The sequence below is a fragment of the Candidatus Omnitrophota bacterium genome, assembly GCA_040755155.1.
Classification (GTDB): Bacteria; Hinthialibacterota; Hinthialibacteria; order Hinthialibacterales; family Hinthialibacteraceae; genus JBFMBP01.
The window spans coordinates 1-17,579 of record JBFMBP010000086.1 but is presented as its reverse complement, the minus strand read 5'-3'; the positions used below and the strand labels follow the sequence as shown (position 1 = coordinate 17,579).

Here is a 17,579-nt window from a genome sequence, read left to right as displayed (position 1 = left end):
AATTTCCAACAGCGCCGGAAATCTTTTCCTTCCCTTGGTTGCGAGTAAGATGGATGTATGCAGCGCCCATTCTATCCAGGCTCACCTTGCCATGAATAACGAAAAAGAACAAGACTCCCTTTTTCCCGAAGAAGAAATGGAATCGCCGCCATCTCCCGGCGCAACGCTGGCGGAGCGTTGCCGTCCAGCGCGGTTGGAAGAGTTCTTCGGTCAAGAAGAGATTGTGGGAGAGGATAAACCGCTGCGCAAGGCCATCGAGCGGGATCGGGCGCCATCCATGATTTTATGGGGGCCGCCGGGCAGCGGCAAGACAACGTTGGCGCGGCTGCTAGCGCGATTGACGCGGGCGGCGTTTTTGACTCTATCCGCCACGGAGAGCGGCATCAAGGATTTGCGCAAGATCGTCGTACAGGCGCAGGAGTTGCGCGAGAAGAAGAACCGCAAAACCATCCTCTTCATCGACGAAATCCACCGTTGGAACAAGTCTCAGCAGGACGCCTTGCTGCCGCACGTGGAATCGGGATTGGTTACGTTGATCGGGGCCACGACGGAAAATCCCTCCTTCGAGGTCAATGGGGCGCTTTTGTCGCGCTTGACGGTGTTTACACTGAAGCCGTTGACGTTGGAACATCAGATGAACATCCTGCGGCGTGGGGTGGAGTTTTTGCAAAACGAAGGGAGTGATATCCAATATAATGCGGACGCGCTGGAAGCGATAGCGTCCGTTTCCCACGGCGACGCGCGGGTGGCGTTGAATACTCTGGAGCAGGTCGTCGAGTTTTTGGCGGCGGAGGGAAGCGAAATCCGGCTGACGCGGGAAGACGCCGCCCGCGCCATACAAGAGAAGCGCATTCTCTACGACAAATCCGGCGAGGAGCATTACAACATCATCTCGGCGCTGCACAAAAGCATGAGGGACAGCGACCCGCAGGGGACGCTCTACTGGCTGGCGCGGATGCTGGAAGCGGGGGAAGACCCGCTCTACGCGGCGCGGCGCATCATCCGCTTCGCGGCGGAAGATGTAGGGCTGGCCGATCCCAACGCGCTGCTGTTGGCCATCGCCGCGCGGGACGCCTATCATTTTCTGGGATCGCCGGAGGGGGAATTGGCGCTGGCGGAAGCGGCGGTTTATATGGCGACGGCGCCCAAGAGCAACGCCATCTACAAAGCCTACGGCAAAGCGGTGGAGGCGGTGAAGCAATACGGCTACCTGCCCGTTCCTTTGCATATCCGCAACGCGCCCACGCGCTTGATGAAGAATCTCGGCTACGGCAAAGGCTACCAATACGCGCACGACTATGAAGAGGCCTTCACGGCGCAAGAGCATCTGCCGGACGAATTGCGGGGTATGACGTTTTACGAACCCACCGACCGGGGGCGTGAAAAACAAATCCAGGAACGAATGAAATTATGGAGCGAGTTGGCGGAAAAACTGCGGAAAGAGGGGAAGGGATAGAATAAGGAGTCTCTCTTCAGTCGCCTCTGGCGGGCTGCGCTTCGCTTTTAGCCTACCCTGCGCGACTGGTTAGGTATGGGATTCAATCAACGTCACTCATCACTTTTCACTCGCCACTTGCTTTTAATTGGCAATTTGGCTAAAATGCCAAATAGGAAGTGAAATTATGGAAGAAAAAACCAAACGCCGGCTTGAAGCCCGTTGCCGGATCATTAAAGCCTTAGCCCACCCGGCGCGGCTTTTCATCGTGGAGACGCTGAAAGACGGCGAGCGTTGCGTCTGCGAACTGACGGAGTTGATCGGCTCGGACATTTCCACTGTATCCAAGCATCTGTCTATCTTGCGCAATGCGGGAGTCATTCAGGACGACAAACGGGGCAACCAGGTTTTCTATCGCCTGCGAACGCATTGCATAACGAATTTCTTCAACTGCGTGGAAAGCGTCCTTCAAGAATCCCATCAGTCGGAGAAGAAATTCGTTTGAATTTTTTTTATCAAGTCATTGGCTATTTGGACAATTAGGCAAAAACACCATGAATTGGAAATCGGAAAGCAAAAAATTATCTCTCATCGCTGCCGTTTTTCTCGGCTGCTATTATCTGCCGGTAAATAATAGCCGTTTTCTAAACGCGCTGCTGGAGTCGTTGCATCTTGTAAAGTGGTACGCCCGGGAGCATGTTCTATTATGCTTGGTTCCAGCTTTCTTCATTGCCGGAGCCATCTCCGTCTTCGTCCGTCAAAATGCCGTTATGAAATATCTCGGCCCCAAAGCCCCGAAAGTTCTCGCTTATGGCGTCGCCTCTATTTCGGGAACTATTCTCGCCGTCTGTTCATGCACCGTCTTGCCGTTGTTCGCGGGCATCTACCGCATGGGCGCCGGACTCGGTCCCGCCACGGCGTTTCTCTATTCCGGCCCCGCCATCAATGTTTTGGCCATCGTCCTGACGGCGGCGGTTCTTGGATTTGACATGGGACTGGCGCGGGCAGTGGGCGCGATCGTATTCAGCGTGGTCGTCGGCCTGGCCATGCACTTCATTTTTCGCAAAGAAGAAATCGCCAAAGCGAATGCGGCGGCGGATTTACCCGAAACAGATCCCTCACGCCCTCTTTGGCAAAACGCTTTCTACTTCGCCGCGCTGGCGGCGATTCTCGTCTTCGCCAACTGGGCTAAGCCGGAGAGTTCGGCGGGGATTTGGTTTTGGATTTACTCCGTCAAGTGGCCGCTAACCGGTTTGTTCTCGGTCTGCTTGGCCGTTATGCTCGTTTTCTGGTTTCGTGTAAAATGGTGGAATGTTCTATTCGCCAGCGCTCCCGCCGCCATGCTTGCCTTTCTTTTGCCTCATATTCCAGCGGCATCCTTCGCCGCTGGATTTCTTGGCTTGTCGATTTTGATCGCTTCCCGCCATGATGAGCTAGGCGATTGGTTCGCCAGTTCGTGGGGATTCGCCAAACAGATTCTGCCGCTGTTGTTCTTAGGCGTATTGGCGGCGGGCTTTCTGCTTGGCCGCCCCGGACAGGAAGGAATTATTCCTTCAAAATGGGTTAGCTCGGCGGTAGGAGGCAATTCGCTTTTTTCTAACCTCTTCGCTTCCGTCTTCGGCGCCTTCATGTATTTCGCCACACTAACGGAAATCCCCATTCTGCAAGGACTGATCGGCAGCGGCATGGGCCAAGGCCCAGCCCTGGCGCTCTTATTGGCGGGACCCGCACTCAGTTTGCCCAGCATGTTGGTGATTCGCAGCGTCATCGGAACCAAGAAAACTATTTTTTATGTTTCTCTCGTCGTAGTCATGGCGACGGTCAGCGGCTTGTTCTGGGGCTGGATAATCCATTGAAAGAGAGAATGAAAATGAAACCAATAATACTCGAACCTATCGGCGTAATTCGTTCTTCTTTCCAGCAAGCTGCTGGAACGCCCATTCAATCCTGCATGGCCGCTGGTTCGCCGGGACGGATCGAACTGTATCCCGAATATACGGAAGGATTGAAAGATTTGGAGGGATTCGACCGCCTATGGCTGCTGTACTGGTTCGATCGCGCTGCGCCTGCGAACCTCTTAGTCAAACCATTCATGGACGAACAACCTCGCGGCCTTTTCTCCACGCGCGCGCCCAGCCGCCCCAATCCTATCGGACTCTCCTGCGTGCGGCTTCTCACCGTCGAAGGCGGCGTTCTTCATATAAGCGATGTGGATATTTTGGATCGAACGCCGCTGCTGGATATCAAGCCCTACAATCCCCGTTTTGACGCATTTCCGACGGAGCGCTGCGGTTGGATGGATGCGGTGAAGATCGATCCATCGAATCCCATCGCGGCGGATCGCCGATTCGAACCAAGAAAGGAAAATCCATCATGAAAAAAATTCAAATCCTGGGAACTGGCTGCCCCAAATGCAAAACCCTAATGGCCAACGCCGAACGCGCCGCCCAAGAGGCGGGAATCGAGTACGCCATCGAGAAAGTGCAAGACATCAACGATATCGTTTCCTTCGGCGTGATGACTACCCCCGCCCTGGCGCTGAACGGAAAAGTCGTCTCGGCGGGAAAGATGCTATCCGCCGATGAAATCAAGAAATTCTTTTCGTAATCGCAGCGGCGCCCCTATGGCCGCCAATCCATTTATAAAAGGAGATATCCATCATGAGTTCCCCCAATTGCTCTTGCGGACCTATGAAATACAACATGGTCTTTTCCTGTTCCGGCGCCGCCGATGTGGGCGCGATTGCGGATCAGACCGCCCGCAGGTTGTCTCAGGAAAAAATAGCTTCCATGTGCTGCGCCGCCGCCATTGCGGCGGAAATCCCTGAAATTCTGGACATGACGAGCAACGCCGAACGCCTTCTCGTCATCGACGGCTGTCCCAAAGATTGCGCCAAAATCATTATGGAAAAAGCGGGATTTACGAAGATAAAACATCTTCAGTTGGAAATGATTGGCATGAAGAAAAAAGAATCGCCCCTAACGGAAGAACGAATAGAAGCCGCCTTAAACAAAGCGCGTTTGACTATATTGGCTTGAAAGGAGCCGTCCCATGAATGCAAAGCGGATCGTTACATTCGTTTTATTGCTTTTCGTCGTCGGAAGCGTCGCCGCCATGTTCTATTCCGAAATGAAATCCGCTCCTGCGACGATGCCCGCTGAGAAACAAGCGGCGGATTCATCGCAGCCTGCCGCCAGCGAAGGCCGCCAACTCGTCGCCTATTACTTCCACGGCAACGCCCGCTGCACAACCTGCATGAACATGGAAGCCTATGCGGACGAAGCCCTTAAAACCGGCTTTCCCGGCGCGCTTGACGCTGGCCGTCTGGTTTGGAAAGTCGTCAACGTCGAAGAACCCGGCAACGAACATTTTATAGAAGATTATCAGCTGGCGACGAAGTCCGTTATTTTATCGGATATTGTTGACGGAAAAGAGACGAAATGGAAAAACCTGGATGACATTTGGAGTCTGTCCGGCGAAAAGGAAGCCTTTATCGCCTATATCCAGAAGGAAGCTAAAACATTTCTTGGAGAAGACAATGGCTGAGTGGTTATTCGGCGCCGCTTCGGCCTTATGGCTGGGCATCTTGACTTCGATCAGCCCATGCCCCTTGGCGTCCAACATCGCCGCTATGTCCTATATTGGCCGCAAGATGGATCGTCCGCTGTGGGTATTGGGGACAGGCGTCTTCTATACGCTGGGCCGGATGACAACGTATGTGGTTCTCGGCGCGTTGATTGCGTCCAGTTTTCTTTCCATCCCGCAACTCTCGTTTTTCCTGCAAAAATATATGAACAAAATTTTGGGACCCCTGCTCATTCTGACCGGCATGTTCCTCCTTGAACTGTTGAGTATGAATTTGGGCAATGGACGGATGAGCCAATGGGCGCAAAAACGAGCTGATTCCGGCGGCCTTTGGGGCGCGGGGCTATTGGGTATGATCTTCGCTTTAGCCTTCTGCCCGGTTTCGGCGGCGTTGTTCTTCGGAGGTTTGATTCCCCTGGCCGTCAAGATGCGATCGGGATTCGCCGCGCCCGCCCTTTACGGCGCAGGAACGGCGCTTCCGGTTGCGGCTTTCGCTTTTATTATTGCGCTGGGCGCGTTTTCTCTCGGCCGGGCTTATCAACGCATTGCCCAATTCGAATGGTGGGCGCGGATGGTTACGGGAACCATTTTTATTTTAGCGGGAATGTATTATTGCATAATTCATATTTTCGGAATCGCAATTCCATTTCCCGCTTGACAAGATGGCTTCGTCTTCTATAATTCGTTATATGGCGAAATATAAAAATGTACTCCAACGGCTCGTGGCCGTCTGCAAAGCCCTGGGCGACGAGCATCGCCTCCGGGCGCTATTGGCGCTCCGAGACGGGGAATTGTGCGTCTGCCAAATCGTCGAGCTGCTCGCTCTGGCGCCCTCCACCGTCTCCAAACACATGTCGATTCTCAAACATGCGGGATGGGTGGATAGCGTAAAGCGCGGGCGCTGGGTGCATTACCGCCTTTCCAGCGGCCTTTCGTCGCCGGAATTTCGCCAAATCCTCCAATCGGCGCTCGCCGTCCTGGAAAAAGATATGGCCCTGCCGAAACTGAATAAAGACGAACAATTATGCTGCGACCGCAAAAAACTGAAGCAAATATTGAAGATGAAACCGGAAGACCTTTGTAAAAAAAATCCATGCTGAAAATTCGTTCTCATGATAGGAAAACTCCCATGCCCAAGGCGGTTCCAAGTGTTATAGTTTAGTAAGAAGCCTTAACGTTTTGGATCATGACCATCGGGAGGAGATGAATCATGAATACGAACGCCAGCGCCAAGGAGGCGGAACTGACCTTGTCTTTGCTTCGCGAAATGGTTGACGAAAAGATTACGCGCGACGTCGGTTTTCGCTTGTGGAACGGAACCTGCTTCCCAGACGATGCTCCCCGCAAGGCGACGATGGTTCTCAATCATCCGGGTTCGCTGCGCAGCATGTTGCTTTCCGGCGGCGAAGTGGGATTGGCCGAAGCGTATTTGTTCGACGATTTCGATATTGAAGGAAATGCGGAAGATGTCTTTAGTCTCTCCAACTTACTAACGAACCGGTCCAGAAGTTTTGGGAAGAAATGGCGCGCCGCCGGGATATTGCTGCAACTTCCCGCCGGTCCAGAGCGCCGATACGCCCATCGGGGACCAGCTAAGTTGAAAGGAAAACTTCATTCCATCCAGCGGGATCGGGAGGCGGTGACTTACCATTATGACGTATCCAACGATTTCTACGCCCTATGGCTGGACCGCTCCATGTCCTATTCCTGCGCCTATTTCCAAAATCCGGATGTTTCCTTGGATCAGGCTCAGGAAGACAAACTGGATTACTTATGCCGCAAACTCCGCTTGCAGCCGGGACAGCGCCTGCTTGATATCGGCTGCGGTTGGGGCGCGCTGATTTTGCATGCCGCTCGCCATTATGGCGTGGACGCGACGGGTATCACCCTCAGCCAGCCCCAGGTTGAACTCGCCAATCAACGCATAGCCGGGGCCAGCCTTGCCAATCGCTGCTGCGCGCTCCTGCGCGACTACCGCGAGTTGTCCGATCCAGGCGCCTACGACGCATTGGTCAGCGTAGGGATGTTCGAACATGTGGGCGAAAAATTACTGCCGGTTTATTTCGCCAAAGCCTATGAGTTGCTCAAACCGGGAGGAGTTTTTTTGAATCATGGGATTGCCAATTGCTGCGGCGAAAGCAATGAAAATAGCGATTCCTTCACCGGCGCTTACGTTTTTCCCGACGGCGAACTGACGCCCATCTCTACAACGCTGGCCGAGGCGGAAGCGGCTGGATTCGAGGTTCGCGATGTAGAAAACCTGCGCGAACATTACATCCTCACTTTGCGCCATTGGGTGCGGCGTTTGGAAGAACGCCATGAGCAAGCGCTGCTATACGTCGATGAGCCGACCTATCGCGTTTGGCGGCTGTATATGTCCGGCTCCGCCTACCGTTTCAAAGTCGGGCGCCTGAACCTCTATCAATCGCTGCTCGTCCGCCGCGATGCGGAAGGCCGCAGCGAGCAACCCTTAACGCGCAAAGACTGGTATAGGTAGAAACTAATGATGAATGGGGACAAGGTGACAAGTATCAAATCGTAGGAAGGGTCGCGTCGTTTGACCCATCAATTGCTCCTCTATGGAATAGTGATGGGTCAAAAAACGCGACCCATCCTACGCGACTGGGCTATTTTATAATGCCCCTTTAAAGGGGCAAACGATAATAGCCCGCCGTTTTAACGGCGGGGCGTAAAGGCAAGGTTTTTTCTGCTTGAAATCGTCGATAGTTTTTTCTCGGCAGACTGGCTCATCATTCATCATTCACCATTATTTTTCCAAAAGGAATTTTTACTATGAATCAAACGACTAATCTCCAAGACCAAGAATCTATCCGCCAAAAAGTGCGCGAAGGCTACGGCCGCATCGCCATAAGCCCCGGCGCCTCCTGCTGCGGCCCCTCCTCCTGCTGCAGCGCGGACTCGGGAGACGCCGCCAGCCAACTGGCGCAAACCATCGGCTATTCCACAGACGATCTGGCGGGCTTGCCCGAAGGGGCTAATATGGGCCTCTCCTGCGGCAATCCCGTAGCCCTGGCTTCGCTCCAACCTGGCGAAACCGTCGTCGATCTCGGCAGCGGCGGCGGCTTCGACATCTTCATCGCCGGCCGCAAAGTCGGCGCATCTGGATGCGCCATCGGCGTGGATATGACCCCCGAAATGCTTTCCAAAGCCCGCAAGAATATTGCGGCTTATACCCAGCAAACCGGTCTGTCCAACGTGGAATTCCGCCTGGGCGAGATCGAACATCTTCCCCTCGCCGACAACAGCGTCGATGTCTTGATCTCCAATTGCGTCATTAACCTCTCACCGGACAAGCCCCAAGTCTGGCGAGAAATATACCGCGTCTTGAAGCCGGGTGGACGCGCCGCCGTCTCCGACATCGCTTTGTTGCAGCCGTTGCCGCCGATAATCTCCGAAATGGTGGAAGCCTTGGTCGGCTGCGTCGCCGGAGCCGTCCTGGCCGATGAGACGCGGCGCATGATGGCGCAAGCGAATCTGACGGACATCCGCATGGAAAAACGAGAGTCCTATATCGATTCCATGAAGGAAATCCAAGACCCGCTCTATAAGAAAATCAAAGAGGCGCTTCCTCCCGGCGCCAAACTCGGCGATTACGCCGCCAGCATGGCGATATCCGCCCGTAAGCCGATGTCGTAAGCCGCCGCCCACCGCTTTCTTTCTAAGCGTTATAGAACTTAATCGCTTATTCCAAGAGGTTTTCGATGAGCAAAAAACGATTGAATATCTTCGAGCGTTATCTGACTTTATGGGTAGCGATTTGCATGATCCTGGGAGTATTCATCGGGCGGATATTTCCCCATTTCACCGAATTTCTGCGAGAATCGGAGTTTGGTTCCGGCAGCCATATCAATATCCCTATCGCCGTGCTGATCTGGTTGATGATTTACCCCATGATGGTCAAAGTGGACTTCTCGTCGATCTTGAACGTCGGGAAAAAACCCAAAGGCCTCCTCATCACCCTTTTCGACAATTGGCTAGTCAAACCGTTTTCCATGGCTTTGTTAGGGTGGCTGTTTTTCAATTGGTTGTTTCTTCCGTGGATTGGCTGCGAATTGGCCGATCAATATATCGCGGGAGTCATCATCCTGGCGGCCGCTCCCTGCACGGCGATGGTATTCGTATGGAGTTATCTCACCGACGGCGATCCGGCCTATACGCTGGTTCAAGTATCGGTCAACGACCTCATCATGTTGTTCGCCTTCGCGCCCATCGTGAAATTCCTGGTTACCGGCGCATCCAATCTTGAAGTTCCGTATGACGTTCTCTTCTACGCAGTCATCCTGTTCATCGTCATTCCCTTGTTAGCAGGATTTATATCCCGCCTGCTTCTCATTAAATCCAAAGGGCGGGAATGGTTTGACAATACATTCGTTCCCTTCTTCCACCCCGTAACGATCGTTGCGCTTCTGCTCACGCTGGTTTGCATCTTTTCTTTCCAATCCGAGAATATCGCGCTGCGTTGGTTCCACGTGATTCTCATCGCGATTCCCATTGCGATTCAAGTCTATTTCAACGCTTCTTTGACGTTTCTATTGATGGGGCGCTTTAAAGTCCCTCATAACGTGGCGAGTCCCGGCGCTTTGATCGGCGCCAGCAACTTTTTCGAATTGGCGGTGGCGACGGCCATCGCGCTTTACGGCGCCGATTCCGGCGCCGCTTTGGCGACCGTTGTCGGAGTGTTGGTGGAAGTCCCCGTCATGCTCTCTATCTGCAACATCTGCAACGCCGCCCGCGAGAGATACGCCCTTCTCGTGGAGGCGTAATTCGATTTTGCAATGACATCGCCTCTATTCAGCCCGCAGGGAAGCGCATCGAACCATTCTGGATGGAGTAAGTAACTCATGTTACGCAACCTGGGAGTGCAGGCGTCCCGCCTGCAATTTGGAAAAACCGTCCCAGAACTGCGCATGGACTTTATTTCTGCAGCGTTTTTGAATTGCGAAACTACGAAATAACTCGAATTCCACGAAATATTCGAATTACGGATATCTCGGATTCTATTGCCTATCTCAGAAAATTCCGTTCGCAATGCTATTCCTTTCGCTAACCGTTTTTCTTTTCTTTTTTCGTGTCCTTCTTTTTCTTTCGCGTTTTCGCGATTCAATCCAATAAACGCCATCGAGCCATCCTGGTCATCCTTTCATCCTGGCCATCTTGATTCGGACTAACAATAACTTCTAGGTAAAGATCAGCCCAAAGGGCAAGGGAATTTTAGGTCGCATTCTTAATAAGACTTGTATTAATCCATCATGAACGGCCATCCCATTCCCTCAACATGGAATAATGGAATACACATAAAATCCACTATTTATTATGTGAATCCAAATCACTGCAAAGCTTTTCGTTTCGTATTCCATCGTTCTCGAAGCCTTACGGAATCGAGGCCGGCATAGTTCCCGTTCGCAAGCGGATTCTGGCCGACGCATTCGAGCCTCAGCGTATGTTTTCCCGCCGTGAGCGCGAAACTGCCGAGATAAATATCCTTCACTTTCAATTCCTTGGAGTAGAAATCGTAATCTTTCAGTTTGTGACCGGCCATATAATCTTCCGGCTGACTGATGTTTTTGCCGTCCAGAAAAATCCGGTATATCCCATAGTCGTTCGCGTAGGTAAAACGCAAAATCAAGCCGCGATATTCTTCCTTATCGACCTGGAAATCCGCCTCCAGATATGGCTTGCTGCTCGCTGGCATGAAGAAAATCTGGCCGTCGCCGGTCCAGTCGTATCCCTTCTGCAGTTCGAGAATGCCGGGTGAATGCCGAACGGTCGGTTGCAATATCTTGCCTTCGATGACGATGTCGAGATTGGGCAATATCCGCTCCGCCAGCGGCGGCAGTTTGGCGAAGCGCTTCGGCTGGCCGATTTGATACCAGAAAGCTACCGTGGCCATATCGTCCTCCCGCTCCACATGGCCTTCGATTTTCCCGCTCTCCGTTTCGTCGGCGGTGATCCATCCCGTATGCTCGATTTCAAACCGCAGCGATTTCGTAAAGCGCACGGGATCGAGGATATGCCAGCGATAAAGGCAATACTCCACGCCCAAATCTTCAAAATCCGTGCTCATGTACGTGCAGCCGAAATAGGGAAACAGTCTCTCGTTCAACCCCCACGCCATCAAGAAATAATCTTCCGTCCCCGTCCCCTGAATCGTAGGCTTCTTCTCGCCATCGACGTAAAATTTCGCATCGCCTTCGCCGAACCAAAAGGGGCTGCGCGAGCGGACGGACATCACCGTACCGACATATTGGCCTTCCCCTTCCGCATCGAGAATCAAGTAATCGCCCCCCGTTTTCTCCGGAAATTCATTCCGGTATTGCGCGCAAAAATATCCCGTCTTCTCCGAGAGGCTCTCATCCTGCGTATAATCGATATGGTAGTAGAAACTGCGTACGTTTTTTACGCCTTCGTTCGTTATCGTAATCAGCCCGCGCTTGTGAAAAGGCATAGGCCAATAGCAGTTGTACCCATCGCCGCTCTCCACCTGCACCGGCGCCGAAACGATTTCCCGGCGCAGGCCGAATCCCGCGCCGAAGAAATCGCCGAGGGGCGCCTCAACGGCGGGTTCCGTGTTATCGTCCCAGTACATCCGAATTACGATCTCATCCGGACGCGCCGAGCCTTCCGCTTCCAGCCAGTTAGGACGCGCCTCGTTGAACGTCAGCCAGATGTGGCGGATGACCGCCGGTCCCTTGATATCCGCCAGTACCGCCGTCTCACCGGATTTTACGTATCGGATTCTATCTGCATTGCTATTGGGATCGGGATCGGCGGAAGTGACGGCGCGCGAATGCCCCGGCTTGATTTGCTCCAAACCCGAAAGGTCTTGAGACGCGCCCTGGCGAAAAGCCGCCAATAAAACGAATATAATGGATAGATATAATTTTCTTCGCATAAATTTCCTCCAAAAGTCCGTTGTAACGCCGCCGCAATTCGACGTTATGGTATTATGAAAAATAAAGGGAAGTCAATAACAAATCAGCCGGAAGATTGTTTACCGTTCATTGTAAAAACGGGATTTGGAATTTCTATGGAAAAATCCATCTCTTAACGCGATTCCTTTCGCCAATATTTTTTCCCTTTTTTTCGTGTTTTTATTTTTAATTTCGTGATTCAATACGATAAGCAAAATAACTCCATCTTCAATGATGGATAAGGATTATTGGCGATTTCGTTCTCAATGGAACAGGGAGAAGAAAATGATAGACATCACCAAAATCTTCAACCGAAAAGCGCTGATCGCTATTGGAATTCTTTGCCTGCTTTTTCTTATAGCTGCAGCGGCCGTTGTTCTCAATCTTGGCAGATTGGTCGATTCCAACAAGGAGGTTCTTTTAGCGCAGGCGGAAAAGGCGCTGGGGCGCAAACCTTCCGTCGAAAAAATCGACGTAACGTTGTGGAGCGGCATCGGCGTCCGGCTAACGAACTTCTCTTTGGCGGACGATCCCAAATTTTCCGTCAAGGATTTCATCAAAACTCCTAGCGTGCTCATCGATCTCCAACTATGGCCGTTATTGTTCAAACGAGAAATCGCCGTCGGCCGGTTCATTCTGCAAGACCCCGTTATCGAAATCGTTCGAGATCAAAAAGGACAATGGAACGCCGCTAGTTTGGGAAAGCCTGAAGAAGCGTCGAAGACCGGAGGCGTTCCCTCACCCGCTTCCGTCGACTCCGCGCCGAAGAGTACAGAACGGCTGATGTTGTCGAATTTTCAGGTTCGCAACGGCGAGTTGCGCTTCGTCGATAAACAAGGAGGAAAGGAACTTCGCGTCAGCCAATGCGATCTATCCGTAACCAATTTCTTTTCTACTCTTCAGCCTTACAATTTTCATCTTTCCGCCGCCATTCTATCCGATAAACGAAACCTGGACGTCCAAGGAGAAGGAAACAAAGATAAAAGCGCCGAATCCGCATTTAGCGTTTATCCCGTCGAAGGAAGATTGAAAATCGATTCCCTACCGATGGACAAAATCGTTAACGCCTTGCCTTTTTTGATGGATTATCTGCCCGATGGGCTGGAACTTTCCGGCTCTATGCAAGCCAACGCCAAATTTCAAATGTACGAAAAGAACATATCCTTGCCGGAGATCGATTTCCAATCGGGTTTGTTCGGCTCCGCCAAACCCAATTTTTTATTTAAAGGGAAAATCGAAAAGTTGACTTCAGTGAAAGATATTAACATAAATGGCGACGCGCAATTCGATTCCATCGACGCGGGAAAATTGCTGAAAATGCCGTTGCTTTCGAAATCGTTGCCTGCGGAATGGAAGGCCGAGGGATCCTTGAGCGGTTTGGCGCATTTTGAAGGCAATTCCGGCAATCTCAAGTTTCATGGCGAGATCGATGGAACCGAATGCGAAATGGCATACGCCGATTATTATCGTAAACCCAAAGGAACCGCCTTTCGCTGGATCGCCGACGCCCGGCTCGCCGAAACGCCAGTCGCCATAGATAAAACCAACCTCCGGATCGATAAAACCGAAATAACCGGTTCCGGTAAAATTCCGCGTGATAAAAACGGCGCGCTGGAATTCTCCCTCTCAATGCCATCCGCCAAACTGGACAATATAAAAAGAATCAGTCCCTTATTAGCCAAATACGATCCGGTGGGCAGCCTGGCTGCGCAATTGGAGATCAAGCGGAAAGGGGATGCGCTTTCGCTGCAAGGAACGCTGGGGCTGAAGCAGGTTCAAGCCAAAGTTCCTTCTCTGACCAAGCCCATCTCCAACCTGAACGCCCAAGTTCTGCTCAACGGAGATAAGGCGGAAGTCAAAGAATGCTCCTTCAACATCGGACGATCGGCGGTAAACCTCTCCGCTCAGGCGGAAAAAATCAATCCGCCCGCCTTGACCTTCCGCGTCTCTGCGCCGGAATTCTATCTGGACGATCTGCGGCAAAACGCGGAAGCGTCCGCCAAACCGGACATGCTCAACGATGCAGTTTGCGATGGGCGCTTCTGGTCGGATAAGGGCGGATACGCCGCGAAAGGAAACCTCGTCTCGCCCAAAGGCAGATTCTCCGGCATGGATTACTCTAATTTGAAAGGAGATTTCAATTTAGCGAAGCGCGTATTGACGATAGGCAATCTCGCCGCCGAGACGCTAAGCGGCGCCTTGAAGGGAAAAGCGGAATACGATTTCAATGCTTCGCCGCCCCGCTTTGCAATCGGCGCGCAAGCGGAAAAACTGAATATCGCAGAATATTTCACCGGCGCCGGTTCCTCCCTGCCCAAGAGCATGGAAGGCCGCTTGAATTTCAATCTGGGCTTGGAAGGAAACGGAGCGGAATGGAAGGCGATTCAATCCACCCTGAAAGGAAACGGCGAAATCGAAATTCTCGACGGCGTTATTCTCGATGCGAACATCGCCGACGGCGTACTGAAAGGCATGACGGGAATGCCCGGATTAACCAACTTCATCGCGCCCGATTTGCAAGCGAAATTCCCCAGCGTATTCGCTTCGCGCAATACGCTTTTCAACGCGCTCCAAGCGATTTTCACTGTCAGCGATGGGAAAATCCAATTCAGCGATCTCGTCATTTCCGCCACGGACTGGACGGTGAATGGAGGGGGATGGATGAATTTCGACCGGCTAGTCGATTCGACCGGCGTGTTGAATTTATCCAAAGGTTTTTCGGATAACCTTATCCAAAAAGCGAGCTTATTCCGCTATCTCGCCGACGAGAAGAACCGCATCGCTATCCCCTTTGCGTTGAGCGGCGCCTTTCCCAACATCAAACCGGCGCCCGACGCCAGCCTGGCGCAGATCCTGCAAAACGCTCTGCTGGGCAAAGGGCTGGAGCAATTGCAGAAAAAAGGCCTCCCCAATTTGGCGCCCCTGTTCAATCTTAAACAAAAAGCCTCCCCCGCCGCCGCCACGGGCGAACTCGAAGCCGCCACGCCCGCCAAAACCGCGCCGTTTAATCCTTTCGATTTATTGCAGGGGGTATTGAATAAGCCGAAAAAGTGAAAATCCGTCAATAATCTCTTCGGCGGTGCGAATGCGCCAAACATCGAACGTCAGGCTATGATTCGCTATCCGTCTCCCTATGGCGAGGGAGATGAAATGGGTAAGATTTTCATAAGGCGACGATCAAATAGCTAAACAATAGGTTTCTTCGTGAAATTGAAAAATTGAAAACGAGAAAAAGATTATGATAATCCGATACTAATAAAATCATCTATCAATACTTACAATTATCATCCGATCCAATAACAAAATTTTGAAATGTAAACGACATTGTATTGATGTCAAATCGAATAGAAAAAACTACGCGGAAGGAATAATCGCCATGAAAATCAAAGTCATCGTGCATGAAGCGGAGGAAGGCGGTTATTGGGCGGAAGTACCCGCTATCCCAGGCTGCGCTACGCAAGGCGAAACCTTCGAAGAACTTCTTGCTAACCTTTATGAAGCCGTCGAAGGATGCCTCTCGGTAGATTTGAAAACGCCTTCCGCCGATAACCATTCGCGCGTTGTAGAAATTGCTATATGAAGTGCATTTCCGGCAAAGAACTGGCGCAGGCGCTTGAACGTCATGGTTGGCGGCTCTTGCGCATACATGGAAGCCATTATATCTATGGCAGAGAGGGAAGCGATATTCGTCTTTCCGTTCCCATTCATGCCAATCGGCCTTTAAAGCGAGGCTTGTTGCTGCATTTGCTTAAACAAGCGGGAATAACGGAAGATAATTTATAAATTAAGCGTTTTCGAAAATTGCAATAAATATAATAATCCACCCAATCCAGGAGCAAACTAGTGAACGTTAAGCAATACCACACGATCATTGACGATCATTTTCCCAAATACTACTTCGTGGGATTCGCTGACGATCCCGAACATCCTAATGCGTTGCGGGCTTTCGAAGCTCAGGTCTGCCTTTACGAAAAAGTTACCTGGTCTTTGCCTAGCGAAGGGGGCGTGGAAGAGCGCGGGCTGCGCTACGGCGAGAATCCCGGCCAGGAAGCGGCGCTCTATCGCCCCATCAACGGCAACATCATCCTTGCGGGCATCGAATTTATCCACAAAGGCCGCGAATTGGTCGGCTCGATGAACGAAGAGTCGCTTATCCAGTTCGGCAAGCATCCCAGCAAAACCAACCTGACCGACATCGACAGCGGCCTCAACATCCTCAAATATTTCCACGAGGAGCCTTGCGTCGTCATCATCAAACATAACAATCCCTGCGGCGTCGCCTTGGGCGGCTCGCTGGCGGAAGCCTACGCGAAAGCCTGGGAAGCCGATCCCATCGCGCCCTTCGGCGGCGTTGTCGTCCTCAACCGGGCCGTCGACGCCGAAACGGCGGAAGCGATCGCTTCGCAATACTACGAAGTCGTCTGCGCTCCCGAATACGAAAAAGGCGCCGTGGACATCCTGAAGCAGCGCAAAAACCTGCGCATCGTGCGTCTCAAGAATATCGACCGCCTTAAGGATTCTCTTGGCGAACGTTATTTGGATATGAAAACCCTTTCCGACGGCTCCCTGATCCAACAATGGTCCTACGTTCCTACCGTCGGCCCTAACAACGTCCCCATTCGTTCCTTCGAGGATTTTTCCGCCAACGTCGAAACGCCGCACAACCTCCCCGTCCGGGAAATGCAGGACGGCAAGATGGTTCGCAGCGATAAAACCGTCTCCGTCGAGCGTTCTCCGTCTGCGGCGGAGATGAAAGACCTCTGGTTCGCCTGGATGGTGGAAACGGGCGTAATTTCCAACTCCGTGCTTACGGCCAAAAATCTGGCCACCGTCTCCATCGGCGCGGGCGGCCAGGATCGCGTCATGATGGCCAAGCAATGCGTCAACAAAGCCTACGACTCCCGCCGGGCGCTTATCGCCATTCAAAATCACGGCATGAATTTCGACGCCCTGGTCTTGGAGGTGAAAACCGGCGTGATGAACGGCGCCGTCCTCGACGAGATCGAAAACGAGGTGGAAGAAACCAAAGGCGGCCTCTTAGGCGCCGTAGCCGCATCCGACGCCTTCTTCCCCTTCCGCGACGGAGTGGACGCCCTGCTAGACCAAGGAGTATCCGCCATCGTTCAGCCCGGCGGCTCGCTGCGCGACGCCGACGCCGTTCAAGCTTGCAACGAGAAGGGCGCGGCAATGGTCTTCACGGGAATGCGTTGCTTCAAGCATTAAAAATCGGGGCGGCGGGATATCGGGGTGGCAAGGGCAAGGTTGTTTCTTGCCCTTGAGATATCCTGAATTACAACGGCGATGAGGCAAAGTTTTTTCTGACCTTGTACATTCCTTTTGATTTTGAATAAAGATCGGAAAAATAGGATAGGTCGCGTATTTAATCCAACAATCTTTTTCATCATTCATCATTCATCACTCATCACTCATCATTCATCATTCATCATTCATCATTCATCATTCATCATTCCAGAGTGGGTGGCAAGGGCAAGGCTGTTTCTTGCCCTTGAGATAGTAAATGGCGCTCCTCAGCGCATTCCCCAGCCGAATATTCAGCGCTAATTCATACATCCCCCGTTTTCAATTTGGAAAACGGGGGTATGCTTGTTACTCTTAATAACTCATGT

At 52.2% G+C, this 17,579-nt stretch carries 17 protein-coding genes; 16 read left to right on the top strand and 1 reads right to left on the bottom strand.

Going from position 1 to position 17,579, the window contains the following annotated elements; all coding sequences use genetic code 11:
* The first annotated feature begins 136 nt into the window (after window positions 1–136).
* From AB1656_12635 to arsB, 12 genes are all read left to right on the top strand, one after another.
* On the top strand, window positions 137–1,456 hold the full coding sequence (locus AB1656_12635) for a replication-associated recombination protein A (GenBank protein MEW6236224.1): 1,320 nt from the start codon (window positions 137–139) through the stop codon (window positions 1,454–1,456).
* Between the two features lie 166 nt (window positions 1,457–1,622).
* Window positions 1,623–1,940: a metalloregulator ArsR/SmtB family transcription factor gene (locus AB1656_12630; GenBank protein ID MEW6236223.1), complete on the top strand. Its 318-nt coding sequence runs from the start codon at window positions 1,623–1,625 to the stop codon at window positions 1,938–1,940.
* Window positions 1,941–1,989: 49 nt separating this feature from the next.
* Window positions 1,990–3,291 (top strand): permease, encoded by a 1,302-nt coding sequence (locus tag AB1656_12625; protein ID MEW6236222.1) that lies wholly within the window; start codon window positions 1,990–1,992, stop codon window positions 3,289–3,291.
* A 14-nt stretch (window positions 3,292–3,305) separates the two neighbouring features.
* The gene (gene tsaA / locus AB1656_12620; protein ID MEW6236221.1) at window positions 3,306–3,812 is read left to right on the top strand and encodes a tRNA (N6-threonylcarbamoyladenosine(37)-N6)-methyltransferase TrmO; all 507 of its coding nucleotides are present in this window, start codon (window positions 3,306–3,308) and stop codon (window positions 3,810–3,812) included.
* On the top strand, window positions 3,809–4,042 hold the full coding sequence (locus tag AB1656_12615; GenBank protein ID MEW6236220.1) for a thioredoxin family protein: 234 nt from the start codon (window positions 3,809–3,811) through the stop codon (window positions 4,040–4,042). The genes tsaA and AB1656_12615 overlap by 4 nt, the downstream gene beginning before the upstream one ends.
* Window positions 4,043–4,095: 53 nt before the next feature.
* Window positions 4,096–4,473 (top strand): putative zinc-binding protein, encoded by a 378-nt coding sequence (locus AB1656_12610; GenBank protein MEW6236219.1) that lies wholly within the window; start codon window positions 4,096–4,098, stop codon window positions 4,471–4,473.
* A gap of 13 nt (window positions 4,474–4,486) precedes the next feature.
* Window positions 4,487–4,981, top strand: coding sequence for a nitrophenyl compound nitroreductase subunit ArsF family protein (locus AB1656_12605; GenBank protein ID MEW6236218.1), 495 nt, complete (start codon window positions 4,487–4,489; stop codon window positions 4,979–4,981).
* On the top strand, window positions 4,974–5,678 hold the full coding sequence (locus AB1656_12600; protein ID MEW6236217.1) for an aromatic aminobenezylarsenical efflux permease ArsG family transporter: 705 nt from the start codon (window positions 4,974–4,976) through the stop codon (window positions 5,676–5,678). The genes AB1656_12605 and AB1656_12600 overlap by 8 nt, the downstream gene beginning before the upstream one ends.
* 31 nt (window positions 5,679–5,709) lie before the next feature.
* On the top strand, window positions 5,710–6,120 hold the full coding sequence (locus AB1656_12595; GenBank protein MEW6236216.1) for a metalloregulator ArsR/SmtB family transcription factor: 411 nt from the start codon (window positions 5,710–5,712) through the stop codon (window positions 6,118–6,120).
* Between the two features lie 110 nt (window positions 6,121–6,230).
* Window positions 6,231–7,517, top strand: coding sequence for a cyclopropane-fatty-acyl-phospholipid synthase family protein (locus AB1656_12590; protein MEW6236215.1), 1,287 nt, complete (start codon window positions 6,231–6,233; stop codon window positions 7,515–7,517).
* Between the two features lie 296 nt (window positions 7,518–7,813).
* Window positions 7,814–8,677, top strand: coding sequence for an arsenite methyltransferase (arsM, locus tag AB1656_12585; protein MEW6236214.1), 864 nt, complete (start codon window positions 7,814–7,816; stop codon window positions 8,675–8,677).
* Window positions 8,678–8,742: 65 nt separating this feature from the next.
* Entirely contained in the window at window positions 8,743–9,804 is a 1,062-nt protein-coding gene (gene arsB, locus AB1656_12580; GenBank protein MEW6236213.1) for an ACR3 family arsenite efflux transporter, read from the top strand.
* A 563-nt stretch (window positions 9,805–10,367) separates the two neighbouring features.
* On the opposite strand, the gene AB1656_12575 is transcribed toward arsB, so the two are convergent.
* Window positions 10,368–11,933 carry a glycoside hydrolase family 172 protein gene (locus AB1656_12575; GenBank protein ID MEW6236212.1) on the bottom strand — a complete coding sequence of 522 codons (1,566 nt, stop codon included), beginning with the start codon at window positions 11,931–11,933 and terminating at the stop codon, window positions 10,368–10,370.
* Between the two features lie 304 nt (window positions 11,934–12,237).
* Here AB1656_12575 and AB1656_12570 point away from each other — a divergent pair, with 304 nt between their 5' ends.
* The 4 genes from AB1656_12570 to AB1656_12555 all read left to right on the top strand — a co-directional run bounded on the left by AB1656_12570 (window position 12,238) and on the right by AB1656_12555 (window position 17,175).
* Complete coding sequence (locus AB1656_12570) at window positions 12,238–15,006, top strand: AsmA family protein (protein MEW6236211.1); 2,769 nt, start codon at window positions 12,238–12,240, stop codon at window positions 15,004–15,006.
* A gap of 322 nt (window positions 15,007–15,328) precedes the next feature.
* The gene (locus tag AB1656_12565; GenBank protein ID MEW6236210.1) at window positions 15,329–15,532 is read left to right on the top strand and encodes a type II toxin-antitoxin system HicB family antitoxin; all 204 of its coding nucleotides are present in this window, start codon (window positions 15,329–15,331) and stop codon (window positions 15,530–15,532) included.
* A complete protein-coding gene (locus AB1656_12560; GenBank protein MEW6236209.1) occupies window positions 15,529–15,735 on the top strand; it encodes a type II toxin-antitoxin system HicA family toxin in 207 nt (68 codons plus the stop codon). The genes AB1656_12565 and AB1656_12560 overlap by 4 nt, the downstream gene beginning before the upstream one ends.
* A 60-nt stretch (window positions 15,736–15,795) precedes the next feature.
* The gene (locus AB1656_12555; protein MEW6236208.1) at window positions 15,796–17,175 is read left to right on the top strand and encodes an IMP cyclohydrolase; all 1,380 of its coding nucleotides are present in this window, start codon (window positions 15,796–15,798) and stop codon (window positions 17,173–17,175) included.
* Window positions 17,176–17,579: the final 404 nt, after the last annotated feature.